The sequence below is a fragment of the Saccharopolyspora sp. NPDC000995 genome (assembly GCF_053599315.1).
Genome location: NZ_JBSFLZ010000046.1, coordinates 21,845 through 44,865 on the forward strand (window position 1 = coordinate 21,845; position 23,021 = coordinate 44,865).

Here is a 23,021-nt window from a genome sequence, read left to right on the forward strand (position 1 = left end):
AGCCGAGGCTTTCGGCGAGTTCGGCCAGGTCGTCTAGCGTGCGTGACGATTCATCGCGCGGGCGGGTCGGCAAGTAGAACAGCGTGCGGTCCACCCCGGCCGCCGCGTAGGACTCCAGGACCGCCGGATCGCGCGGCGCCGCGTAGACCGCGACCGGCACCCGCCAGCCCGCTCGGTCGCGCACCTTCGCCACCAGCTCTGCGCAGTGCCGCCGCGCGGAAGCCACCGTACTCGGCGACCCGTGCCAGCGACCGATCGCTCTTCCCGCCGACATAGATCGGCGGGTGAGGTCGCTGCACCGGCTTCGGCCACGAGTAGATCGGGGTGAAGTCGACGTGCTCGCCGTGGAACTCGGCAGCGTCCCTGGTCCAGATCTCCCGCATCGCCCGGATCCGCTCGTCCATCAGCGCGCCGCGGGTCGCCGGGTCGGTGCCGTGGTTGCGCATCTCCTCGCGGTTCCAGCCCGCCCCGACGCCGAAGATCACCCGGCCGCCGGAGACCAGGTCCAGGCTGGCGATCTCCTTGGCGGTGGTGATCGGCTCGCGCTCGACGACCAGCGCGATCCCGGTGGTCACCAACAGCCGCTGCGTGACCGCGGCGACCGCCGCAAGCGCGACGAACGGGTCCAGCGTGCGGTAGTAGATCCGGGGCAGCTCGCCGCCGGCCGGGTAGAGCGACTTCCGGCTGGCCGGGATGTGCGTGTGCTCGGCGATGAACAGGGAGTCGAACCCGCGTTCCTCGACGGCCCGGCCCAGATCCGCCGCGCCGTTCCCCTCGTCGGTGATGAACGTGGAAATCCCGAACTTCATCGCATCCTCCTGAAGGATGTCCCCGAACTCGTTTGGGTGGCGGTGCGGGTGGCGGAACCCTGGGCAGGCAGAAATCCCCGAGTTGCGCGTGTCCGATGCGCGGCGCTGGGGACTGGCCTCGCCAAGAGCCCCGATGCGTTAGGCCGAGCCCCTTCGGCGCTTCGAAGGTGAGGTTCGAAGCTACTTCCAATTCAGCCTCCCGTCGCGTCAGCACCACAGGCCTACCGCCGCGGACGGCCAGCGGCAATATTTCCCACCGGAGGCGGCCCGGCTTACACCAGTCGCGCGGGGCGGTAGTGCATGGGGCTGACCGGGCGTGATCCATCTGGGTGCCGGGGCGCGCAGAAGCCGCCGGGAGATCATCATCGGCCGGTGCGCCGGTAAACTTCGCCGCCGTTGGACGCAGCCAATTGATAACGAGTGAAACCCGGCCGCAACCAAGGAGGGGGTCTTGGGCGTCGTGCAGATATGTGACGGTGTCGATCGCATTGCCCGTGACCGCCTGGCCGGGCGACGGGCTGGCGGCAATGGATGAACTGACTAACAAGCTGACCGACCTGTACCAGGAGCACTACCGGCAACTGCTACGCATCGCGATCCTGCTGGTGGACGACCGCGCCTCTGCGGAGGACATCGTGCAGGACGCCTACGTGCGGGTCTTCGACTCCCGCTCCCGGCTGCGCGATCCGGACAAGGCGCTCGCCTTCCTGCGCCAGGTGGTGCTCAACCGGGCCCGGTCCATGCTGCGGCGTCGGTCGATCGCCAAGAAATACCAGCCGAAGCTCGCCGTCGAGGACAGCCAGCCGGACGACACGGGACGCGGGGCGGACCGCGCGGTCCTGGCCGCGGCGCTGGCGAAGCTACCGCGCCGGCAGCGGGAGGCCGTGGTGCTGCGCTACTACGCAGATCTCAGCGAGGCTCGCACCGCCGAGATCATGGGTTGCAGCCAGGGCGCGGTGAAGTCGTACTGCTCGCGTGGGGTTTCGCGACTGTCGGATCTGCTGGGGGAGTGGGTTTGAACGACGGGAACAGCACACGGGACGTGGACCTGCTGCGGGCGCAGCTGCACCGGCTGGTCGAGGACGTGGAACCCAAGCCGGACTCGCTGCCCCGGCTGCTGGCGGCCACGCGCCGGCGGAGATCGCCGCGCCGCCCGCTGCTCACCCTGGTCGGCGCGGTGGCCGTTGCGGCGGCCGCGTTCGTCGTGGTCTTGCTGGGCATTCCCGGACATCAGGAGCCCGAGCCGGTCAGCGTCCAGCCGGACAGCTACCTCGCCGCGCCCGCGCCCGGCGTGATCGCCTCCTTCGACGTGCGGTCCGGCCAGGAGAATCAAGAGGTCGCCCGCGTCGACGGGGCCGACGCAGGTGTCCTGGCCACCGACCACGACCGGGTCTACACCACGGTGTCCACATCGGGCGGTCGCCGGATCGTCGAGGTGCTGCTGCGCGGCGGGCAGCGGGTGCTGCCCGGCGATGTCGGCGACGGGCGGTTGCTGACCGCGGGCGGCGGGCGCGTCGCCTACCTCGACGGGAACACCGTGGTGGTCGTGCACAGCGGCCAGCAGCAGCGGATCGCGATCCCGCCGGAAATGCGGGTGGACGACCTGGCGTTGGCCGATGACGGCCGCCTCGCGGTGCTGGCCGGGCACCATGGCAGCCGCCAGGCACTGGTGCTGCTGCTCGCACCGGACGCGACCTCGCTGGCTGGGCACGTCGATGCGGTGCCGGACGCAACCTGCGGCCCTGTGGCGATCGCCTGGTCCGGTCGCGACGTCGCGGCGCTGCAACCGGTGGACTGCGGCAACGAACAGGCCCGGGTGGCCACGTTCGCGGCGGACAGCGGGCGCAAGATCGGCGCCGGGGTGCCGTTCCGGACCCCGCCGCTGGCCGCGGGCCAGGCACGGCTGTCCACGGATCCGCTCGGCCGCTTCCTGGTGTCCACCAAGGGGAAGGGGCAGTGGCTCGTGGACGGCTCGGTGATCCGCCCGATCCCACCGGCCTGCACCGACGACGGTGCTTGCGCGGAAGGCCCCGGGGTTTTCTGAAGCCGATCATGCTCCGCAGCGGGACACGCCCCCGATTTGATCAATGCCGGACGTGATCGCCGCCTAGCCCGGACGATCGGCAGCGGCTTTCCGGTCGGCGAGGACAGGGGTGGACGTGCAGGCACAACAGCGGGAACTGGCGCGGCTCTACCAGGCCGCGCTGGAGCGGCCGAGGTGGCAGCAGGTCCTCGCGTTCGGGGTTTCGCTGTGGACGCTGGCATGGATCGCCGGCCAGTTCCTGGTGCCGGAGGACGGACCGACCGCGCTGGACGTGCTGGGCCGGCTCGCCGCCCGCTTCGGGCTCACCGGAGGCGAGTGGGCTGAGCGCCTCACCGAGACCTGGCAGAGCAGCGGCGGCGGTTTCGCGCTGCTAGGTGGACTACTTTGGGCGGCCACCACCGAGCGAGGCCAGCTGCCGGCGCTGCTCGGCTGGATCTCGGTCATGCTCGGTGCGGAACGGCTCGGCTACCAACCTGCGATCGTGCTGGCGGTCGCGACCATGACCGGCTTCGTGCTAGTGCTGTGGCTGGCGGCGCTGACCAGCGACCGCTTCGTCGACCGCCGGGCCACGTTGCTGCCGCGCGACGTGTTGCGCGCGGGCGTGACGGCGGCAGCGCTGTCTGCCGTAGTTCCGCTGTTCGCACCGGCGTTGTTCCTCGCCCGGCTGGGAAATCCCTACCTGACCAGGGCCCCGAAGATCCTCTCTGCGGATCAGGCGCCGGCCCGGGACGGCTCGTCCCGGATCCCCGAAAAGACCAAACCGAACGAAGTTCGCGAACCCGATCAGTCGTGACCGCGCAACCCGCCACAATTTCTATTGAAATCAGACCTTCCATTTCAATTGGAAATCGAGGCGAAGCCGGACCGTGCGTCAGGGCTGGGGCGTCAGGCGGAGGCCGCGTTCGGCCAGCGCGCGGAGTCCCACGTCGTCCGGACTGGAGGATCGGTGCCGCCACGCGGTTTGCGCGATCCGCACCTGGTTCCCGTTCTGCTGCACAGCCTGCGCCGCGTTGTCGAACCCGTCGGGGCCGTCCGGCCAGCCGGAGCCCTCGGCGATCAGATCTGTCACGCCACCGGTGCCTGCGGTATCGGCGAGTTCCCTCAGCTCGCCGGCTGCCCCTTGGTCGGGCAGTTCGACGATGACCACCGATACGGCGGCCGGCCGCCCCGAAACCTGGGTGTCGAACACCGCGCGGGTCAGACTCCGGCACGGCCGCTGCTCGAACCAGCGCTGAACATCGCCGAACGAGTGCTGGGCGCACGAGGTGTCGCGAGCGGTCACCATCTGTGCGAACTCGATGCCGTCGGTTCGCTGGATAGGCGGGGTCCGCGGCGGGCTAGCGGCGGGTTTGCCGAGCGTCAACCACATCCCGATAATGCCGCAGAGCAGCACCAGCGCCGCCGCCGATACCGCGATCAGAGTGTCGCGCGGGGCGAATCGCCGCGCCGCCGCTGCCGCAGGCTGGTCGGTGTACTTCGGGATCAGCATGGTGTCCGCTGTGGCCAGATCCACGGTACCTGATTCCGGGAAGCCCTCGCCGGCCAGTTCGGCGGGGCCGAGGTCGCAATTCCCGTCGAGCACCCGCAGCAGCTGCCGGGCGGCTTCAACGGGGCACGGTCGTTGGTAGGTGGCCAGCTCGCGGGCGGCGGCGAGGATACTGGTCGTGCTCGGGGAAACCACCCGCACCCCGCGGTGCAGGTCGGTGGTGGGCTGCGTTACCTGACCGGCGTACGGGCCGACCACCACGATCGCGGCCACCGGCAACGGTTCCAGCCCGCGCGACTGCAGGCTGCGCGCCAGCGCGGCCGCCGATTCGAGCCCCTCCAGCCCCGGATTGACCGCGCCCTCGGCGCGCACCAGCGGCCAGCCGTCGACCGTCCACGGGGTCTGCAGCGGCGCGTCGACCTTCAGCGCGGGCCCGGGGAGATCGAGCCCGAGCACCACGACCACCCCGCGGGGCAGCACGATCACCGCGTCCAGCGGGCGCGGGCTGCCGGGCGGGCGGCAGCCGAAGGCAGCGACCCCGCCGAGCACCGAGCAACCGGTGCCCCATGCGGAGATGGCCGCCCGGATGTCGGCGCCCACCTGTGTCGCTTCCGCACCGAGCCGCACCAGTCGCATGACGACCTCCAAGATCCGGCGGACATCGCGCGCGCCCGACGATCGCCCGCTGTTCGGCCTGGGACGTTAGTCGGGGAGACCAAGTATTGTCGCGAGTTCCGACTTTCGTCCGATCGAGTGGTGTCCACCACTCTTCGGCCAGTCGTGCACTGGTGCTTTCGAGCGACCCGGAAAGCCCGTAGCAACGCCCGGATCTGCGGTTACCGCTACTCGGCGCAGTCGGTGCCGGGCCGGGGCGGGCGGTGCAGGTCGCTCGCGGGCGCGAGACGGATGACGACGTTCTGGTGGCGGACCGCTCCATCCACAATGCAGAATGGCGCCGCACCTGTTGATCGCCAAGTACGCGAGGTCGTAGGGGAAGACGTCCCTCGTCGAACAGCGGAGGTCAGCAGTGAGCACCCGTGGCAGCGACCGTGGCCGCACATCTGGTGTGGTCTACGTCCATTCGTCGCCGTCTGCGGTCTGCCCGCACGTCGAGTGGGCGATCTCTGGCGCACTCGGCATTCGGACAGAACTCCGCTGGACGGCACAACCGGCAGCCCCAGGGCAACTCCGCGCGGAGTGCAACTGGACCGGCGAGCCGGGTACCGGAGCGCGCTTGGTCACCGCGCTGCGCGCGTGGCCGATGCTGCGCTTCGAAGTCACCGAAGACCCCAGTCCCGGGGTCGACGGGCAGCGGTTCTGCCATGCGCCCGGGCTGGGCTTGTGGCGGGCCTGCACCAGCGCCAACGGCGACATCATGGTCAGCGAGGACCAGCTGCGGACGCTCGCGGCCAACGCCAAGGGCCCCGAGGCCTTCGGCCACCGCGTGGACCAGTTGCTCGGTGCCGCCTGGGACGACGCCCTCGAACCGTTCCGCCGCGCCGGCGACGGCGCTCCGGTGACCTGGCTGCACCGGGTGGGCTGACGCGCGCATCGCGAGGGTGATTCCAGTTCTTGCCGGAACCACCGCTCGCGAGCGATCTCGGTGTGAAAGGCTGAGGCCGTGCGTTCCTGGTTCAAATGGGGTCTTCCGCTGGCGAGCGTCGTGCTGCTAGGTGCGGCGGGCGGTGGGGTGCTGCTGGCCGAAAACGTCTACCCGCGCACGCTCAGCCAGCAGAACTCCCAGGGCTCGCAGTTGGCCGATTCGGTCAAGTCCCCGATCGGCATCGTCTACACCCCAGATGCCGCGGCGAGCCCCGATCTGACGGGCGTGCAGTCCCTGCTGGACCTCCACTTCAGCTCCATCAACGAGCGGAACTACGATCGGTGGAAGTCCACAGTGGTCCCCGAGAAGTGGCGGGAGCTGCCCAAGGACAAGTGGTTCGACAGCTACGACACCACGCACGACTTCGGGTGGACGGTGCACCGCATCGACCAGGGCGCGGATGGCTCGCTGCTGGTGATGCTGACCTTCATGAGCACGCAGGGCCTGGAAGATGCGCCACCGCAACTCAAGGCGACGTGCGTGGCATGGAACGTGGTGTACCCGCTGGTGTTGGACGATGCTGGCAGGAGCTTCCGGCTGGACACCAGCAAGCTGCCCAACAGCGCCCTGCTCGACTACTGCAACCAGTGATCAGCGATCACTCGTGGCCGCGAGGTGGTACTGCTGCGGGCTGACCTCGAAGTGTCGCTTGAAGGCGTTGCTGAGAGCGAAAGCGCTGCCGTAGCCGATCTTGCGGGGCAGCGAGACGATCGTCGCGTCGGTCTCCCGCAGCAGGTCGGCCGCCAGCGCGAGTCGCCAGCCGCTCAGGTATTTCATCGGGGGCTTGCCGACCAGCTCGGTGAACCGCCGGGCCAATCCTGCCCTGGACACGCCGGACCGGGCGGCCAGCGCTGCTTCTCCGGGAGTCGGTGTTAGACGGCCGCCGGGCGACGGGGTTCGGCATCGCTGACGGGCGACCGACCGCCTGCGGTTTCGCCGTACCGCAGAGCGCGAAAGGACGGGCTGAACAACGGCTCAGCCCGTCCTTTCGGGAACGGTCATGCCCTGGCGAAGGCGAGCGCGACGTTGTGCCCACCGAAGCCGAAGGCATTGTTGATCGCTGCTGTCTGCTCGACGTGCCGCGGTTTGTCGGCCACCACGTCGAGCTCGACCTTCGGGTCGATCGTTTCCAGGTTCCGGGTGGCCGGGATGATGCCGTGCCGCAGCGAGAGGATCGTGATGATGCTCTCCACCGCACCGGCCCCACCGACCAGGTGGCCCAGCGATCCCTTCGGCGCGGTGACCACCGCGCCGTCGCCGATCGCTTTGCGCACCGAGTTCGCCTCGCCCAAATCGCCGACCGCAGTGGACGTTGCGTGCGCGTTGACGTGCCCGATGTCCGAAGGCTGCAGGCCCGCGGTCTGCAGCGCCTTGCGTATCGCGGCGACCTGGCCCCGGCCGTCCGGCGGACTACCGGTGATGTGGTAGGCGTCGGAGGTGATGCCCACACCTGCCAGCCGGCCGTAGACCCGAGCGCCGCGCGCCTTGGCGTGCTCCGCGCTCTCCAGGACGACCACGCCGGCGCCTTCGCCCATCACGAACCCGTCGCGGTCGACGTCGAACGGGCGCGAGGCGCGCTCCGGCTCGTCGTTGCGGGTGCTCAGAGTCCGGGCCTGGACGAAACCGGCGATGGTGATCGGGTGGATGCAGGCCTCCGCGCCACCGGCCACCACTACGTCCGCATGCCCCTGCTGGATCATGTCGAAGCCCTTGGCCAGACCCTCGGCGCCCGAGGCGCAGGCCGACGCGGGGGAGTGCACGCCGGCGCGGGCCCGCACGTCCAGGCTGACCATCGCGGCCGGTCCGTTGGGCATCAGCATCGGCACGGTCAGTGGCGAAACCTTGCGCAGCCCGCCCTGCTGTAGCAGGTCGTTCTGCTGCAGCAGCGTGACCGGTCCGCCGATGCCGGTGCCCAGCGACACACCCAGCCTGTCCGGGTCGACCGGCTCGTTGTCGTCGGTGGGCAGCTCGAAACCGGCGTCGGCCCAGGCCTCGCGGGCGGCGATCACGGCGATCGCCTCGCAACGGTCCATCCGACGCAGCTGAACGCGGGGCAGCACCTCGCTCGGGTCCACCGCCAGCGTGGCGCCGATCTTGGTCGGGAGTCCGAGCCGGTCTACCCACTCGGCTTCCAACCGGCGAACGCCGGAGGCACCGTTGACGAATCCGTCCCAGGTGGACGCGACGTCACCGCCCAGCGGTGTCGTCGCGCCCAGCCCGGTGATCACGACATCCGTTGTCATGCGTTCTTGGTGATGTAGTCAACCGCATCACCGACGGTCTTGAGGTTGGCCAGCTCGTCGTCCGGGATCTTGACCCCGAACTTGTCCTCCGCCTGCACGGCGATCTCCACCATGGACAGCGAGTCGATGTCCAGGTCGTCGACGAAGGACTTGTCGACGGTCACGTCGGCGGCGTCGACACCGGCGACCTCCTCGACGATGGCGGCGAGACCGGTGGTGATTTCCTCGTTCGACACAGGTAGTTCCTTCCTGGTTTTTGCGTTTCGCACCGCGGCTCGGTGGACCCGCGGTAGTTTCCGAGTGGTCTCAGGGGCAGATTGCGACCTGAGCCGAGTAGGACAGCCCGGCGCCGAAGCCTACGAGCAGCATCACGGCACCGCTGGGGATCTCCCCCGCCGCCCGCATGTGGTCGATGGCCAGCGGGATGGACGCCGACGACGTGTTGCCGGAGTAGACGATGTCACGCGCGAGCACGAGGTCGTCACGGGCACCCTGGGACTGCAGCTTCTTGGCGATGGCCTCGACGATCCGCAGGTTCGCCTGGTGCGGCACCAGCACGTCCACATCGGACATCTGGAGGCCGGCGGCCTCGACCGCGCGAACTGCCACCGGGGCGATCTGCGTGGTCGCCCACCGGAAGACCGACTGGCCTTCCTGGTAGATGTACTTGCCGTCGCGCAGATAGATGGTGTCCACCAGGTCGCCCGCGCTGCCTAGCACGCCCGGCCCGAGCTCCGGTTCCTCGGCCGGACCGACCACTGTGGCACCGGCGCCATCGGCGAAGATGATGCAGTTCCCGCGGTCCTCCCAGTCCAGCCATTCCTGGAACCGCTCGGAGCCGATCACCAGCACGTTGCGGGCCGTACCGGCGCGCACCGCGTCCGAGGCGGTGGACAGCGCGTAAACGAACCCGGCGCAAGCGGCGTTGAGGTCATAGGCGCCCTTGGCTTTGATGCCGATCTGGTCGGCGACCTGGGCCGCTGCGTTAGGGATGCCGCCCTGCATGGTGCAGGTGGCGACGATTACCTGATCCACATCGGACGGTGTCAGGCCCGCGTCGGCGACCGCTTTCGCACCGGCCTCGACGGCCATGTTGACCACGCTCTGGTCGTCGTCGCCGAACCGACGGTGGATGATGCCGACGCGCTGCCGGATCCACTCGTCGTTGGTGTCGACGATCTTGGCCAGGTCGTCGTTGGTGACGATCCGGTTGCCCTGCGCGCTGCCGAAGCCGAGCAACTTGGTGCCGGCCGGGATGGGGTTCTGGGCAATGCGGGGTCGCGTCACGCGTCGCTCCCGAGCAGGTCGGCGACCTTGTCCAGGTCGGCAGGGGTCTTCAGAGCGACGGTCTTGACGCCCTTGAGCTCGCGGCGCACCAAACCGCTGAGAGTGCCGGCGGGCGGGAACTCCACGACCGCCTCGACACCGAGTTCGGCCAGCGCCGCCATGCATGTGTCCCAGCGCACCGGGCTGGTGACCTGGGCGACGAGCCGCTGCACGATCTCGGCGGCGTCCGTGACGACCGCGCCGTCGGCGTTGGACAGCAGCGGCAGGGCGGCGTCGATCGCGGTCACCTTCTCCGCATGCTGGGCCAGGGTTTCCCGAGCGGGGGCCATGAAGCGGGTGTGGAAGGCGCCGGCCACCGGCAGCGGGAGTACGCGGGCACCGACCGGCGGTTCGGCGGCGAGCTGTTCGAGCGCGGGCACCCGCCCGGCGGCCACGATCTGGCCGGCGCCGTTGCGGTTGGCCGGGTCCAGGCCGAGCTGTTCGAGGTGGGTGACCACGTCGTCCGCCTCGCCGCCGAGCACGGCGGCCATGCCGGTCGGCTCCAGCGCGCAGGCGGCGGCCATCTCCCGGCCGCGCACGGCGGCCAGTGAAACGGCGTCGTCGAAGGTCAGGGTGCCCGCGATGGCGGCGGCGGTCAGCTCACCGACGGAGTGCCCGGCGACCGGGGTGCCGTCCGGGATCGTCACCCGGCGGCGCAGTTCGTCTGCCGCGATCAGCGACAGCGCCACCACCAGCGGCTGGGTGACCGCGGTGTCCTTGATCTCGTCCGCGTCGGCGGTCGTGCCGAAGCGGTGCAGGTCGAGGCCGGTCAGCTCGGACCAGGCGCCGACGCGTTCGGCGGCACCGTCCAGTTCGAGCCACGGGTTGAGCATCCCTGGGGTCTGCGACCCCTGTCCGGGGGCTAGAAGCGCGATCACTCTTGCTACTGAACACGTCCAGGGCAGATCGACGTGATGACGGAATTGACGAAGTCCGGCCTGCAAAGTTGTGGAGTGTCTACAAGCGAGCAGTTGGCCAGGCGCTGGCCCTGAATCGTTGTCGGACGTGCCCGGTTGGTGACTGAGCCGTGAACATCGGTAAATGCCTGCTGCGGCAAGTGATCGGTGTGGTCACCACAGGCCTCGGGACTTGGCGAGCCGACCCACCGCGAGCCCGATCCGGAGGACGTGGGCGTCGCGGGCGTTGGACGGTGTGTGGCCGGTGAGTTCCGCCACTCTGCGCAGCCGGTACCGCACGGTGTTCGGGTGCACGTAGAGCTGCCGCGCGCAGTTCTCCAGCACACCCCCAACCTCCAGGTAGGTGTCGACGGTCTCCATCAGCGCGCCGCCAGCGTCCACCAGCGGCAGCACGATCCGCTCGACCAGCTGCCGTTCGGCTTCCGGGTCGCCGGCCAGCGCACGTTCCGGCAGCAGGTCGCAGGAGAGCACCGGGCGCGGCGCGGTCGGCCACGCCACCACGGCCCGCAACGCGGACATCGCATCGCCGGCTGACCGGTGCGCCTCGGCGAGGCTTGGCACGGTCGGCCCGGCCACGACGGGGCCTTCGTCGAAAGCTTCGGACAGCCGCTTGGCCGCCTCATCGTTGGTGCGAGCGTCGCCTGGCCCGCCGAAGACCACCACGAGCCGGGTGCCTTGCACGCCGAGCAGCACCGGGCAGCCGAGCCGCGCCGCCCGGCTGCGCACCTGGTAGATGATGGTCGGTGGGTCGTCCGAAGGTGCGTTGCCGACCAGCACGGTTGCCTCCGACGACGGTTCCCAGCCGAGCGCGGCGGCGCGGGAGAGCAGTGACTCCTCGGCGTCGCCGCGAACGATGCCGTCGACGACGAGTGCTTCCAGCCGCGCGTCCCACGCACCGCGGGCCTCCGCAGCAGCGGCGTACGAAGTGGCTGCCGCGAACGAGATCTCACGCGTGTAGCGCAGGATCGATTCGGTCAGGAGGGTGCGGTCGGGTACCTCGGCGGCCAGTTCGGGCAGCTGCCGTTCGAACACGTCGATGGCGACCCGGACCAGCTCCAGGGTCTGCCGCAGGCTGACCCACCTGGACAGGTCCCGGGGCGCGGTGCGGAACGCTTCGGCGGTCAGCCGGATCGCCTCGGTCGGGTCCTGCAGCCACGCAACGAAGTTGTTGGCCCCCGTCTGGGTGACCAGCAGCACGCTCGCCCGTTGGTCGGCGGGCAGCCGCCGGAACCACGGAAGGCGCTGTTCCATCTCGCTGACGCTGGCGCTGGCCAGCCCGCCGGTGCCCCGTTCCAGTCGGCGAAGGGTGGCCGCGGAGACCTGCCGCTGCGTACCGGTATCCCGCTCACCTGCGCGTTCGGTACTCATGCCCCAAGAATCGCACGCCGCCGATCAGTCCCGACGGGCAGCGGCCGTCCTGTGCGGGCAGGCTCACAGCGCACCGGCGCTCCAGCGGATCGGCAGTTCGACGATCATCGCAAAGACGTGATCATCACCGCGGTTGATTTGAGCCTTTTCATCCTGGCTGATCCGCAGCCGGGACGCTGGAGGTCCCGACGGCTGGGTGCCCTCGGTGACGATCAACCGACTGTCAGGTCTCGAAGTGCAGCAGTCATTCGGCGCCGTGGCTGATCTCAACCTGATCGGCCTCGGGAAGCGACGCGTCGCGAAGACAGCGGTGGCGGTGGCCATGTCCTCGCTCAGATACCCAAACGAGGGGAAAGAATCGCTCTTTCGGGGAGCCTGTCGCGGTTGCCGTTAATCCATTTGCCCGAAACGATCTCCGGCGGACGCGAATTCGCTTTTGTTTTTCGAGGAGGAAAAGTGAGAGCCCTCCAACGGGGACTGACCGGAACCCGGGCCGCGGTCGAGACGTTCGTCCCGAAAATGGCCATATTCCTCGTCGCCGGGGTCGGCGGCGGTCTGATCCGGCCGATGCGGCAGCGCTGGAGCCGGTGGCTGAACAACGCCGAGGCCCTGTCCGCCGCCGATTCGAAGGGCAGCGAGAACGGCGCGAGGCCAGAGACCGGCGACGCCGGTGCCGGCGGTAACGCGTGATCGCGTGTCGCACCAACTGGTGGTTGGGACTCACCCGATGGGCGGGTCCCGCCTCTTTTTCACGCACTTGGCCGTGGTCGCGCGCGTGCGATCACGACACCATGAGTGAACGGATCAAGCCGGGAGAGTGATCAGAAGTGGCTTTGCCTCTCGTCTGGCTAGCGGACGTGTTGCGCGCGGCCGGGTTGACCGTGGTCGAGACCGACGGTTGGCGGGACCGGGCCGCGACGTCGGGACCGCAGCCCGCACCGGTAGGCGTGCTGGAGCACCACACCGCGACCCCAGCGTCCTACGAGAACCCCGCGCCGAGCGTGCAGTTGTGCATCGACGGCCGACCCGACCTGGCGGGACCGCTGTGCCACGCGGTGATCGGCTTCGACGGCGTCGTGCACATGATCGCCGCAGGGCGGGCCAACCACGCCGGGAAGGCGAAGGCGTCCGGGCCGAACCCGGAGGGCGACGGAAACACCCTCTACGTCGGGTTCGAATGGGACTACCAGGGCGTGGACCAGGGGCCCAGCCCGGAGCAGTACCGGGCGGCGCTGAAGGCGACCACCGCGGTGCTCAACCACCTCGGGCGTCCGATGGACGCCGCGCGCGGCCACAAGGAGACCAGCGTCACCGGCAAGATCGACCCCGGTCACGTGGACATGGACCGGTTCCGCGCCGAACTCGGGAAGAAGGACCAGGAGGACGTGATGACTCCAGAGCAGGACGCGATTCTGCGGCGCCTGGAACACGAACTGCTCGGCCCCCGCGGGCCGAAGGGCGAGATCCAGGGCTGGCAGACCGAGATCGGCCCGCGCACGATCGTCGCGATGCTCGTCGACCTGGTCAACGAGGTGGTGGCGAAGCAGCAGCCGACCGTTCCCGCGCAGGGGCCGGGCCCCAACGCGGACGCGATTAGGGGGGCGTTCCAGGCCCTGCCGCCGGATCAGGCGGCGCCGTTGCTGGCGGAGCTGGTCCGCATACAACAAGCCCGCCAGCCCACCCCCGAGCAGTACGCCCAACGCCCCCAGTCGTAGGAGCCAGCGCCGCTTCAAAAGACCAATGATGATTTGTGCTACAGAGCTTTTTCGGAAGCGGTTGTCCGGGATGCGGTAGGGCGGGCTTTTATCTTTGAAGCAGCGCCAGCCGATTAGCCCACCTAGTCATCCACAGGTCGGGGATCCCGGAGTCCAGGCGGCGTCGGAGGGTCCGCTACCCGCACCGCTACGCAGAACGAGTTTGGAAACAGTCTCTACAACGCTCAAAACCACTCACGGGTCTTGGGTTGAGCAAACGGTGCTGTACCAAGAGGCTCAAAGCGTCGGCATCGCCAATTCGGCCGACGCTCCGCGCGTCAGCGATCCCTGGCGGTGCGGCGCTGGGCCCGTTGGTCGCGCCGGTTCTGGAGGCGCTTGACCAGGGCCGGTTGCTGCTGCAGCGCTTCGGGTTCATCCAGCAGGCGGTTCAGCCGCTGGTAGTAGCGGTTCGGGGAGAAGCCGAAGCGTTCCTGGATGACCCGTTCCTTGTTGCCCTGGTAGTGCCAGTGCTCCAGCTCGAAAACGAGGATGGCGCGGTCGGTGTCGTTCATCCGGCGTGCCTCCCTCTGGCAGTGCTGCCGAGCGAGTCTACCGATGGGGGCACGCGTGTTCGATCGGCCATCCCGGTCTGTTGCGCCGAAATCCCGTTGTCACTCACGGCGAACAGGCGGCGACGGCGCGTCGCAGGTGGATGTGGTGGCGGGACAACGCAAGCCCCGCCAGCAACGTCAAGAGCACCGAGACGGCCAGCCACTGAATCGTGACTAGGCACGCACGCCGAGCCAGGAACCGGAGCTGCCGCAGTGGAACGCGCACGTCATGTGGGCCGCACGAAGACCCTCGCGCAAGGTGGCAGCGTGACCGCCGTGCTGGCGGCGAGCAGGGCCAGCCCGGTAGCCCGAGGAGGCGACGAGCAACGGGCGTACGGGAGCCGGTCGCCGAGCGGTACCAGCAGGAAGATCCCGACCGCGCAGCCCAACTGCGCCACGGTCACCGCCAGCGCGGCCGATTCCGGCGGCACGTGCCTTCCGCAGGCGATCAGCGGGCTGATCGCCTGCGGGCCCCACGGCCGCTCCGCAGGCCAGCACCAACAGCAGGAGCGGCCGACTCATGCCGGCGGGGTAGCTTCCAGAGCGTCGAGAGGTGCCGCCACAGGGGCAACGATCATCGGTGCGCGGGCCCGGGCGCAACCGGATTTCCGCGCGAGCCTGGGCGGATCGATGCTGTGATCCAAACCACGTGCCGGACCCGGAACAGACCCGCGGGCGCACGATGTTGAGCAGATCGAACGAAGTCGTGCGCTCCGGGGCTCGGTGAAAATCCGAACCGGCGGTGAAAGTCCGCGAACTGGCGTCTCCCCGCGGAGGTGTCGGCCGATCCGGTGGAATTCCGGAACCGACGGTGAAAGTCCGGATAAGAGGCAGCGCACGGGCGGCCGCGGTCGGTCGTCGGCGGTCGTCGGCGTCGGTTACCCGCGTATACCCCACCCCCGGTGCGCTCGCAGCCGGTGAGAGGAGCGGGTGTGCAGACAATCGCGGAATGGGTGCTCGGCAACGGATTCACGGTGCTGGGCCAGAAAATCTCCTGGGCCGAACTGGTCGGGCAGCTGTGCGCGCTCGCCGTGGTTTTCCTCGCGCAACGCAGAACCCTGGCGACCTGGCCGGTGCAGGTGACCGCGACGGTGCTGCTCTTCGCCGTCTACGCCTCCGCTCACCTGGGCGGGCTGGCCATCCGGCAGGTGATGATCCTGCTGATTTCCGTCTACGGCTGGTGGGCCTGGAACCGGCGCAGCGATCCGGTTTACGGCGTGGTGGTGCGCAAGGCCCGGGTCCTGGAACGGCTCGTGCTGATCGCCGCGCTGACGTTGGGCACCGCCGCGTTCGCACTGCTGCTGTCCGCGCTGGACGCCTCGTGGGCCCCGTGGCCGGACGCCTACATCTTCATCGGCACCCTGGTCGCGTTCTGGGCGCAGGGTCGGGGACTGGTCGAGTTCTGGCTGGTCTGGCTGGCCGTCGACGCGGTCGGCGTGCCGCTTCAGATCGCTTCGGGGCTGTACTTCAGCGCGGCGATCTACGTGGTCTTCGCGGCACTGGTCATCCATGGCTGGTGGAGCTGGAACCGCACGGCGCGCTTGCAGCGCACCCGAGAAAGCGTCCCGGCCGGAAGCTGACCCCCAGCGGCAAGGGGAGGTGAAGAGCACCTCGGACCGGCTGGGTCGTCCGAGGTGCCCTTCGTGTCCCGACTTATCAGGCCACGCCGGGGTCCGAGGTCTGCGGGCCGGCGGCCTTGACGTCGTCCAGGCGGTAGCGGCGGGTCGCCTCGACCACCTTGGACTTGTCCACCTGGCCGGTGCGGGCCAGCGCGGCCAGCGTCGCGACCACTGTGGACTCCGCGTCGACCAGGAACACCCGCCGCGCGGCCGGTCGGGTGTCGGAGAACCCGAACCCGTCGGCGCCGAGGCTGATCATGTCGCCGGGCACCCACGGCCGGATCAGGTCCGGTACCGCACGCATCCAGTCGCTGACCGCGACCACCGGGCCGTCGGCCTGCGACAGCACCCGAGTCACGTGCGGCACCTGCGGCTCGGCCTCCGGGTGCAGCAGGTTGTGCCGATCGGCGGTCTCCGCTTCGCGCCGCAGCTGCGACCAGGACGTCGCTGACCACACGTCGGCCCGCACGCCCCACTCCTCGGCCAGCATCTGCTGAGCCTTCAAGGCCAGCGGCATGATCACGCCCGAGGAGAGGATTTGCGCTCGCGGTCCGGAATCGCCCGGCGCGGCCTGGTACCGGTATAGGCCGCGCAGCAGCCCCTCGACGTCCAGGTCCTCCGGTTCGGCTGGCTGCTGGTAAGGCTCGTTATAGACGGTCAGGTAGTAGAAGACGTTCTCGGCGTCCTCGCCGAACATCCGCCGCAGGCCGTCCTTGACGATGTGCGCCACCTCGAATGCCCACGCCGGGTCGTAGGCGACCACGGCCGGGTTCGTCGCGGCGAGTAGCTGCGAGTGGCCGTCGGCGTGCTGCAGGCCCTCACCGGTCAGCGTGGTCCGCCCGGCGGTCGCGCCGAGCACGAACCCGCGGGCCATCTGGTCCGCCGCGGCCCAGAAGCTGTCGCCGGTGCGCTGGAAGCCGAACATCGAGTAGAAGATGTAGACGGGGATCATCGGCTCGCCATGCGTGGCGTAGCTGGTGCCCGCCGCGGTGAACGACGAGGTCGACCCGGCTTCGTTGATGCCCTCGTGCAGGATCTGGCCCTGCTCGCTCTCCCGGTAGGCCAGCATCAGCTGGTAGTCCACCGGCGTGTAGAGCTGGCCGAGCGGGTTGTAAATCTTCTGCGACGGGAACATCGAGTCCATGCCGAACGTGCGGGCCTCGTCCGGGATGATCGGCACGATCCGCGGCCCGATCTCGCGGTCCTTGGCGAGGTCCTTGATCAGCCGGACGAACGCCATCGTGGTGGCGACCTCCTGCTTGCCGGAGCCGCGCCGGATCACCTCGTAGACCTTGTCGCCGGGAAGCACCAGAGGCTTCGCCTTCGCCCGCCGCTCCGGCAGGTAGCCGCCCAACTGGCGGCGCCGTTGGTGCAGGTACTGGATCTCCGGCGAATCCTGCCCGGGGTGGTAGTACGGCGGCAGGTAGGGGTCGAGCTCCTGGTCACTGATCGGGATCCGCAGGCTGTCCCGGAACAGCTTCAGGTCGTCCAGGGTCAGCTTCTTCATCTGGTGGGTGGCGTTGCGGCCCTCGAAGTGCGGCCCGAGGCCGTAGCCCTTGATCGTCTTGGCGAGGATGACGGTCGGCTGGCCGTGGTGCTCGGTGGCCGCCTTGTAGGCCGCGTAGACCTTGCGGTAGTCGTGGCCGCCGCGGCGCAGACCCCAGATCTGGTCGTCGGTGAGGTGCTTGACCATCTCCTTGGTGCGCGGGTCGCGGCCGAAGAAGTGCTCTCGGACGAAAGCCCCGTCGTTGGCCTTGTAGGTCTGGTAGTCGCCGTCCGGGGTGGTGTTCATCAGGTTCACCAGGGCGCCGTCGCGGTCGGCGTGCAGCAGCGCGTCCCACTCGCGGCCCCAGATCACCTTGATCACGTTCCAGCCAGCCCCGCGGAAGAACGACTCCAGCTCCTGAATGATCTTGCCGTTGCCACGGACCGGTCCGTCGAGCTGCTGCAGGTTACAGTTGATCACGAAGGTGAGGTTGTCCAGCCCGTCGTTGGCCGCGACCTGCAGCAGCCCGCGTGATTCGGGTTCATTCATCTCACCGTCGCCGAGGAACGCCCACACGCGCTGCTGGCTGGTGTCCTTGATGCCGCGATCGTGCAGGTAGCGGTTGAATCGCGCCTGGAAGATCGCGTTCATCGGCCCCAGCCCCATGGAGACCGTGGGGAACTCCCAGAAGCCCGGCATCAGCCGCGGGTGCGGGTAGGATGGCAGGCCGCCGCCCGGACCGGCGTGCGAGTACTCCTGGCGGAACCCGTCGAGCTGGTCGGCGGACAGCCGGCCCTCCAGGAACGCGCGTGCGTAGATGCCGGGGGAGGCGTGGCCCTGAATGTAGAGGTGGTCACCGCCGCCCGGGTGGTCCTTGCCACGGAAGAACCAGTTGAAGCCGACCTCGTAAAGGCTGGCGGAGGACGCGAAGGACGAGATGTGGCCGCCGACGCCGATGCCCGGTCGCTGCGCGCGGTGCACCATCATCGCGGCATTCCACCGCATCCAGGCGCGGTAGCGGCGTTCGGTCTCCTCGTCGCCGGGGAACCACGGCTCCTTCTCGGTGGGGATGGAGTTGACGTAGTCCGTGCTGGTCAGCGACGGGACACCGACGCCGCTCTCGCGGGCGCGCTGGAGCAGTCGCAGCATCAGGTACCGGGCGCGCTGCTGCCCAGTGGCCGACAGCACCGAGTCGAAGGACTGCAACCACTCCTCGGTCTCCTGCGGATCGATATCCGGCAAGTGGGAGGCGAGACCGTCCCGGATGACCCGCACCCGTTGGGCGGGGACGGCGGCGTCGTCGTTGTTGAGCGGGGACAAGGGAACTCCTCGACTACGTCGTGGATCTGGCAGGGGTCTGACAGTGATGTCCGACACTCTCATGTTCCCCCATCTTGGCCACTGGTGCGTACACCGGCGGCGGAAGGTTGCGCACCAGGCTGTTGGCGCGTTGCTCGTCGGTCTACAGTCGAATCTCAACGCATTTGCTACGGCGTGTCGTGCCGTCAGCAGTTGCGCGGGTGGCGGTCAGCAGTGTTCGCTATCCGCCAGATCTGAAAGCTGTGCGGCGTCGGATGGTCGCCGCACCTGTGCATTGGAGGAGTGAGCAAACCGTGGTCGCCGCGGGAGACGCCGGTAAAGGCGAAGCCGACGTCGCCGAGAGGCTCGACATCGAGCCCGAGATGGTTGTCCAGGAGCTCGGCTGGGACGAGGACGTCGATGATGACGTCCGTGCCGCGATCGAGGAGCGCTGCGGAAGCGAGCTGCTCGACGAAGATGCCGACGAAGTGGTCGATGTCGTGCTGCTTTGGTGGCGCGAAGATGACGGCGACCTGACCGACACGCTTCTCGATGCCATGACGCCACTGTCCGACGATGGGGTCATCTGGGTGCTGACCCCGAAGACTGGCCGGGAGGGCTACGTCGAGCCGGCCGACATCGCAGAGGCGGCATCGACGGCGAACCTCGCCCAAACGGCGAACGTCAGCCTCGGCGAGGGCTGGATGGGCACCAGGTTGGCCTACCGCAGGGCGAAAGCCCGGCGCTGATCGGCCGCCGCCAGTCGCTGCGCGCAGCGTTCCACCCCGTGGGCGCCGATGCTCGCCATCGGTGCCCACGGCGGTCGGGTCGGTGTAGGTTCGGCGATGACAAGGTCACGTCGATCAGGAGGATGCACTCATGACGGTCGAGGTCGGTGCGCAGGCGCCGGACTTCACGCTGCCGGACTTCAACAAGGAGAAGGTCTCGCTGGCCGACTTCCGCGGTGAGAAGAACGTGCTGCTGGTCTTCTACCCATTCGCGTTCAGCGGCATCTGCCAGGGCGAGCTGTGCCAGGTCCGGGACGACCTCGTCGAGTTCCAGAACGACAAGGTTCAGGTTCTCGGAGTCTCGGTCGACTCCCCGTTCGCGCTCAAGGCCTGGGCGGAGAAGGAGGGTTACACCTTCCCGCTGCTGTCGGACTTCTGGCCGCACGGCGAGATCGCGAAGGCTTACGGCGTGTTCAACGAGGCAGCCGGGATGGCCAACCGTGGCACGTTCCTGATCGACACCGAGGGCAAGGTCCGCTTCGCCGAGGTGAACCAGCCGGGCGAGGCCCGCGACCAGGGCGTCTGGAAGAAGGCGCTGGCCGAGCTCGTGGCGTGACGAACGCCTGCAAGCGGCGTGGTGGCCGACCGGGTGCCGGGAACGGCGCAACACACCGGTAGGGTGTTCGAGGTGATCCGATCGGATGAAGCGGACGGCCACCAACGGGGCGCATAGCTCAGCGGAAGAGCACTTGCCTTACAAGCAAGGGGTCGCTGGTTCGAACCCAGCTGCGCCCACTCCTGTGACACGCCCGATGATCTGTCGAAGCCGCAGGTCATCGGGTATACTTAGTTTCGCTAATTGATCGTGTCTTTCTGTCCATTGTGGTCTGTGCCACCTCGGTGTGTGCCGCACTCGAACTGCCGGAACCGAGGCGGAGAGAATTTGTGAGCGTCCGGCTGGCGCGTCACCGCCCGCACCACGGTGACGCGCCAGCCGTCGAACTTGTGGGCGAAAGCTGGGTTGTCGCCACGCCCACGGATCCAGTTGAGCCAGTTCCGGCGATCTAGAACGACCAGGGCAGGACGATCTTCTGGCCGTCGCAGAGGACTTGCGATGCCTACATTGGTGGCGCGAGTATCCCCGCGTGCGAGGGCTGTCCAGGTCTTGGCGGCGAGGAGCTGGGCTTCCCGGGGAACATCCCCGCGCCCAGAGCGTCGACGTCGTCCGTCTAGCTCTCGACAGGCACATCTCCGCATACGCGGGACCAGACATCGCGTGCGCAGGTCCGGCACTTTGTCACCTGGCGCTTTATCGGCGGGATCGGACGGAGAGGATGAGTCCATCGTTGTCGACGGGCCACCAGCGGTCATGCCCCACACAGACAAGAACGGGTTCGCTCGGATCTAACAAACAACAGAATCTTGACCTCGCGGCGACACCCTGTGCCGCACTGGCACAGGAGCCTGAACGAATCCTCCCAAAATCCTCCCATCGCGGCCAAAAACTCGTGCCCGAGCACCAGCACCGTTGGCTACCGGATCACGCTGAGCCGCGAGCCCCTCCCAGCGGTCCAGGAGTCGCACACAAGAGCGCGGGGTGTCAAGAAACCGACGCGCGACAAGCGCGGAGTCAAGACCAGCTCAGGTAGGAAGGGTGGTCGGCAAAAGGGGTCTGTCAAGTTTTAGGTATAACTGGGTTTGATCGTTGGTCGGTTGCGTGCGGCGGACAGGCGTCCGTCGAAGGCGAGGTCGAAGGCGTTGAGGGCGGCTTTCCAGCGCATGGTCCAGCGTCCGCGGCCTCGTCCGGTGGGGTCCAGGCCCATGAGGGCGAGGTAGAGGCATTTGAGGGCGGCTTGTTCGGTGGGGAAATGCCCTCGGGCGTTGATCGCGCGGCGTAGCCGGGAGTTGATGCTTTCGATGGCGTTGGTGGCGCAGATGATCTTGCGGATCTCCACGTCGAAGGCCAAAAACGGCACGAACTCGGCCCACGCGCTGGTCCACAACCGCACGATCGCGGGGTACTTCTTCTCCCATTCGTCGGAGAATTCGGTGAACCGGTCCCGAGCGGCCTGCTCGCTGGGTGCGGTGTAGACGGGTTTGAGGTCCTTGGCCAGCGTCGACCAGTCCCGGCGGGAGGCATATCGGAAGCTGTTGCGCAGCAGATGGACGACACAGGTCTGCACGATCACTTTCTCCCACACCGTGGTCACAGCGTCAGGCAGGCCTTTCAGGCCGTCGCAGACGACCATCAGCACGTCCTGGGTGCCCCGGTTTTTGATCTCGGTGAGCACCCGCACCAAGGACGGCATCTCGCGCTGACCTGCGAAATAGGACTCCAGCAGGTCAGTGCGGGACCGTTCAAGTCGGTTGGGATAGGTTCACAGCCGTTCAGCGCACAGCGCTGCTCCCCGACGTGCTCCCCATGATCAGCCATCGTATTGACCGTGCCGCGAAGATTCGATTCCTCGGCAGGATCATTTAGCCTCGATCTGGCCGATGATCCGCCGATGGTTTTGGGTAACGGTTCGGCCGTGGGAAGGCGAGAAGCCCTCTTGAGCTGGGACGATTGATCTTGCTGAAGGTTTCGTTGGTCTTCGTGAGAGGGTATCTCTGGAGTGCGGTCTTCTCATAGCCGGCGCGGCTGGGTGCGGTTTTTGATCGGAATCTGATCGCGGATGCCGGGCTGGTTCCGGTGCTGCGGCTGACGGAACGGGCCCGGCTTGGCGAGTTGGTCATTGACGCGGTGCGCATCACCGGGGCCGGTAACGGTGGGGGCGCGAATCCGGTGGCGAAAGCGCTCACGGGTGGCGGCGATGGTCGCCGGGACCGACAGCATTGATGACGTCGACCGCTTACGGCATGCGGCGATGCCGGTGGTGTTCGAGGCGATCAAGTCACCGTCCACTGTGGGCGCCTTTCTGTGGTCGTTCACACACGGCCACGCCGTGCGGCTTCATCGCGTCCACCAGGCATTCCTCACCGAACTGGCCGCTGGGACACCTGCCAATCGCCAGGACGGCGTCGTTGGCGGTGTGCCAGGACACCCCGTGCCCGGCGGTTGAGCGTGGCTGGTTGTTCGCTTGTACCACCCGGAGTTTCCAGGACAGTGGTGCCTGGTCGATGGTGGCCCCGCTTGGTCCTGTGGTCGGTGTTAGTGTTCATGAGCATTGGTTCGGGGCTTTTGCGGAGATCGCTTTTCTTTTCCCGCGCAGACTCAGGTGCTGTGTGGTTGCGCAGGAGGGATATCGGGGGCGGGGAGAGTGTCGGGCACTTGTTGGTGGCTGTGAACGATACCGATGGTGTTCGGCTGTTTGATCCGATGGATGGGCGTGCGCCGACGCTCATCGAAACCGCACCGTTCGAGTTCCGGGTCAGGTGAGTACGAATGCCTGCTGCAGTTCCACCTTTCGCTCGCGAGCATATCCGTCGAAAGTGACCCTTCACGGATTTCAGTGGCGTGGTGAACCTTGCTGCTTGAAGGAGCCGTGCTCTCGTTGTGAGAGGCGCGTTGTGGTTCGATAGCCGGGCGGCTGAGGTCGCCCGGCTATCGGGTTTTTGCACGTCACCGCACCGGTGGATTACAAGGCCGATTCCTGCGTACATCATTGCTGTCTTGGGTTTCGGCGACGTGGGGCTGGGGTGGTCGTGATGTTTACCTCGATCATGGTGCCGGAGGGGGTGCGGCGGCTTTTCCAGGTGTTGACCGGTGAGGATATGACGGATGCGGATGAGGGTGTGTTGTTCGCGGTGGCGGATGCGTTGGAGTCGGGTGCGGCGGGGGTCGGGGA

Annotated in this window: 24 protein-coding genes, 1 tRNA gene, 1 pseudogene and 1 riboswitch; of the genes and pseudogenes, 12 read left to right on the forward strand and 14 right to left on the reverse strand. The window is 68.1% G+C overall.

Translation table 11 applies throughout. The features are described 5' to 3' along the window. Positions 1 to 50: 50 nt before the first annotated feature. Positions 51 to 809 (reverse strand): TIGR03619 family F420-dependent LLM class oxidoreductase, encoded by a 759-nt coding sequence (locus tag ACWDKQ_RS17185; RefSeq protein WP_450139726.1) that lies wholly within the window; start codon positions 807 to 809, stop codon positions 51 to 53. A 470-nt stretch (positions 810 to 1,279) separates the two neighbouring features. On the opposite strand from ACWDKQ_RS17185, the gene ACWDKQ_RS17190 reads away from it, so the two are divergent. From ACWDKQ_RS17190 to ACWDKQ_RS17200, 3 genes are all read left to right on the forward strand, one after another. Next, positions 1,280 to 1,828, forward strand: coding sequence for a SigE family RNA polymerase sigma factor (locus tag ACWDKQ_RS17190; protein ID WP_450139727.1), 549 nt, complete (start codon positions 1,280 to 1,282; stop codon positions 1,826 to 1,828). After that, positions 1,825 to 2,853, forward strand: a complete 1,029-nt coding sequence (locus ACWDKQ_RS17195; protein ID WP_450139728.1) for a hypothetical protein — start codon at positions 1,825 to 1,827, stop codon at positions 2,851 to 2,853. Before ACWDKQ_RS17190 ends, ACWDKQ_RS17195 begins: the two co-directional genes overlap by 4 nt. 109 nt (positions 2,854 to 2,962) lie before the next feature. Further along, positions 2,963 to 3,646 (forward strand): hypothetical protein, encoded by a 684-nt coding sequence (locus tag ACWDKQ_RS17200; protein ID WP_450139729.1) that lies wholly within the window; start codon positions 2,963 to 2,965, stop codon positions 3,644 to 3,646. Between the two features lie 78 nt (positions 3,647 to 3,724). Here ACWDKQ_RS17200 and ACWDKQ_RS17205 read toward each other — a convergent pair whose 3' ends face one another. After that, a complete protein-coding gene (locus ACWDKQ_RS17205; RefSeq protein ID WP_450139730.1) occupies positions 3,725 to 4,975 on the reverse strand; it encodes a hypothetical protein in 1,251 nt (416 codons plus the stop codon). A 430-nt stretch (positions 4,976 to 5,405) separates the two neighbouring features. Between ACWDKQ_RS17205 and ACWDKQ_RS17210 the strand changes: the two genes are divergently transcribed. Both ACWDKQ_RS17210 and ACWDKQ_RS17215 read left to right on the forward strand, forming a co-directional pair. Next, positions 5,406 to 5,882, forward strand: coding sequence for a DUF3145 domain-containing protein (locus tag ACWDKQ_RS17210; RefSeq protein WP_433883999.1), 477 nt, complete (start codon positions 5,406 to 5,408; stop codon positions 5,880 to 5,882). Between the two features lie 78 nt (positions 5,883 to 5,960). Further along, complete coding sequence (locus ACWDKQ_RS17215; protein ID WP_450139731.1) at positions 5,961 to 6,533, forward strand: hypothetical protein; 573 nt, start codon at positions 5,961 to 5,963, stop codon at positions 6,531 to 6,533. On the opposite strand, the pseudogene ACWDKQ_RS17220 reads toward ACWDKQ_RS17215, so the two are convergent. The 7 genes and pseudogenes from ACWDKQ_RS17220 to ACWDKQ_RS17250 all read right to left on the reverse strand — a co-directional run. Continuing rightward, positions 6,534 to 6,797: pseudogene (locus ACWDKQ_RS17220) on the reverse strand (helix-turn-helix transcriptional regulator); the annotation flags it as partial. It lies immediately after the preceding gene. Between the two features lie 143 nt (positions 6,798 to 6,940). Further along, the gene (locus ACWDKQ_RS17225) at positions 6,941 to 8,185 is read right to left on the reverse strand and encodes a beta-ketoacyl-[acyl-carrier-protein] synthase family protein (protein WP_450139732.1); all 1,245 of its coding nucleotides are present in this window, start codon (positions 8,183 to 8,185) and stop codon (positions 6,941 to 6,943) included. Next, positions 8,182 to 8,421, reverse strand: coding sequence for an acyl carrier protein (locus ACWDKQ_RS17230; protein WP_093273031.1), 240 nt, complete (start codon positions 8,419 to 8,421; stop codon positions 8,182 to 8,184). The genes ACWDKQ_RS17225 and ACWDKQ_RS17230 overlap by 4 nt, the downstream gene beginning before the upstream one ends. Before the next feature lie 70 nt (positions 8,422 to 8,491). Continuing rightward, positions 8,492 to 9,472: a beta-ketoacyl-ACP synthase III gene (locus tag ACWDKQ_RS17235; protein WP_450139733.1), complete on the reverse strand. Its 981-nt coding sequence runs from the start codon at positions 9,470 to 9,472 to the stop codon at positions 8,492 to 8,494. Next, positions 9,469 to 10,389: an ACP S-malonyltransferase gene (locus ACWDKQ_RS17240; protein WP_450139734.1), complete on the reverse strand. Its 921-nt coding sequence runs from the start codon at positions 10,387 to 10,389 to the stop codon at positions 9,469 to 9,471. Before ACWDKQ_RS17240 ends, ACWDKQ_RS17235 begins: the two co-directional genes overlap by 4 nt. A gap of 192 nt (positions 10,390 to 10,581) precedes the next feature. Further along, positions 10,582 to 11,796, reverse strand: coding sequence for a PucR family transcriptional regulator (locus ACWDKQ_RS17245; RefSeq protein ID WP_450139735.1), 1,215 nt, complete (start codon positions 11,794 to 11,796; stop codon positions 10,582 to 10,584). 63 nt (positions 11,797 to 11,859) lie between these two features. Beyond that, complete coding sequence (locus ACWDKQ_RS17250; RefSeq protein WP_450139736.1) at positions 11,860 to 12,012, reverse strand: hypothetical protein; 153 nt, start codon at positions 12,010 to 12,012, stop codon at positions 11,860 to 11,862. 240 nt (positions 12,013 to 12,252) lie between these two features. On the opposite strand from ACWDKQ_RS17250, the gene ACWDKQ_RS17255 reads away from it, so the two are divergent. Both ACWDKQ_RS17255 and ACWDKQ_RS17260 read left to right on the forward strand, forming a co-directional pair. Next, complete coding sequence (locus tag ACWDKQ_RS17255) at positions 12,253 to 12,486, forward strand: hypothetical protein (RefSeq protein ID WP_450139737.1); 234 nt, start codon at positions 12,253 to 12,255, stop codon at positions 12,484 to 12,486. A 137-nt stretch (positions 12,487 to 12,623) separates the two neighbouring features. Next, positions 12,624 to 13,511 carry a peptidoglycan recognition protein family protein gene (locus ACWDKQ_RS17260; protein ID WP_450139738.1) on the forward strand — a complete coding sequence of 296 codons (888 nt, stop codon included), beginning with the start codon at positions 12,624 to 12,626 and terminating at the stop codon, positions 13,509 to 13,511. A gap of 317 nt (positions 13,512 to 13,828) precedes the next feature. On the opposite strand, the gene ACWDKQ_RS17265 is transcribed toward ACWDKQ_RS17260, so the two are convergent. Together ACWDKQ_RS17265 and ACWDKQ_RS17270 are read right to left on the reverse strand one after the other, a co-directional pair. Beyond that, the gene (locus ACWDKQ_RS17265) at positions 13,829 to 14,062 is read right to left on the reverse strand and encodes a DUF3263 domain-containing protein (protein ID WP_450139739.1); all 234 of its coding nucleotides are present in this window, start codon (positions 14,060 to 14,062) and stop codon (positions 13,829 to 13,831) included. 266 nt (positions 14,063 to 14,328) lie between these two features. Then, entirely contained in the window at positions 14,329 to 14,532 is a 204-nt protein-coding gene (locus ACWDKQ_RS17270) for a hypothetical protein (protein ID WP_450139740.1), read from the reverse strand. Between the two features lie 275 nt (positions 14,533 to 14,807). After that, positions 14,808 to 14,940: riboswitch (FMN riboswitch) on the forward strand. A gap of 93 nt (positions 14,941 to 15,033) precedes the next feature. On the opposite strand from ACWDKQ_RS17270, the gene ACWDKQ_RS17275 reads away from it, so the two are divergent. After that, positions 15,034 to 15,681: a nicotinamide mononucleotide transporter family protein gene (locus tag ACWDKQ_RS17275; RefSeq protein WP_450139741.1), complete on the forward strand. Its 648-nt coding sequence runs from the start codon at positions 15,034 to 15,036 to the stop codon at positions 15,679 to 15,681. A 76-nt stretch (positions 15,682 to 15,757) separates the two neighbouring features. Here the strand turns inward: ACWDKQ_RS17275 and aceE are convergent, their stop codons facing one another. Further along, on the reverse strand, positions 15,758 to 18,526 hold the full coding sequence (gene aceE, locus ACWDKQ_RS17280) for a pyruvate dehydrogenase (acetyl-transferring), homodimeric type (protein WP_450139742.1): 2,769 nt from the start codon (positions 18,524 to 18,526) through the stop codon (positions 15,758 to 15,760). Between the two features lie 293 nt (positions 18,527 to 18,819). Between aceE and ACWDKQ_RS17285 the strand changes: the two genes are divergently transcribed. The 4 genes from ACWDKQ_RS17285 (at position 18,820) to ACWDKQ_RS17300 (ending at position 20,301) form a co-directional block, all read left to right on the forward strand. Then, positions 18,820 to 19,254 (forward strand): DUF3052 domain-containing protein, encoded by a 435-nt coding sequence (locus ACWDKQ_RS17285; RefSeq protein WP_450139743.1) that lies wholly within the window; start codon positions 18,820 to 18,822, stop codon positions 19,252 to 19,254. 130 nt (positions 19,255 to 19,384) lie between these two features. Then, positions 19,385 to 19,849 (forward strand): peroxiredoxin, encoded by a 465-nt coding sequence (locus tag ACWDKQ_RS17290; protein ID WP_450139744.1) that lies wholly within the window; start codon positions 19,385 to 19,387, stop codon positions 19,847 to 19,849. Positions 19,850 to 19,956: 107 nt separating this feature from the next. After that, positions 19,957 to 20,028, forward strand: a tRNA-Val gene (locus ACWDKQ_RS17295). Between the two features lie 105 nt (positions 20,029 to 20,133). Further along, entirely contained in the window at positions 20,134 to 20,301 is a 168-nt protein-coding gene (locus ACWDKQ_RS17300; protein WP_450139745.1) for a NaeI family type II restriction endonuclease, read from the forward strand. 614 nt (positions 20,302 to 20,915) lie between these two features. Here ACWDKQ_RS17300 and ACWDKQ_RS17305 read toward each other — a convergent pair. Together ACWDKQ_RS17305 and ACWDKQ_RS17310 are read right to left on the reverse strand one after the other, a co-directional pair. Then, positions 20,916 to 21,575 carry an IS256 family transposase gene (locus tag ACWDKQ_RS17305; protein WP_450139749.1) on the reverse strand — a complete coding sequence of 220 codons (660 nt, stop codon included), beginning with the start codon at positions 21,573 to 21,575 and terminating at the stop codon, positions 20,916 to 20,918. Positions 21,576 to 21,859: 284 nt separating this feature from the next. Next, on the reverse strand, positions 21,860 to 22,138 hold the full coding sequence (locus ACWDKQ_RS17310) for a hypothetical protein (protein WP_450139746.1): 279 nt from the start codon (positions 22,136 to 22,138) through the stop codon (positions 21,860 to 21,862). Positions 22,139 to 23,021 lie beyond the last annotated feature (883 nt).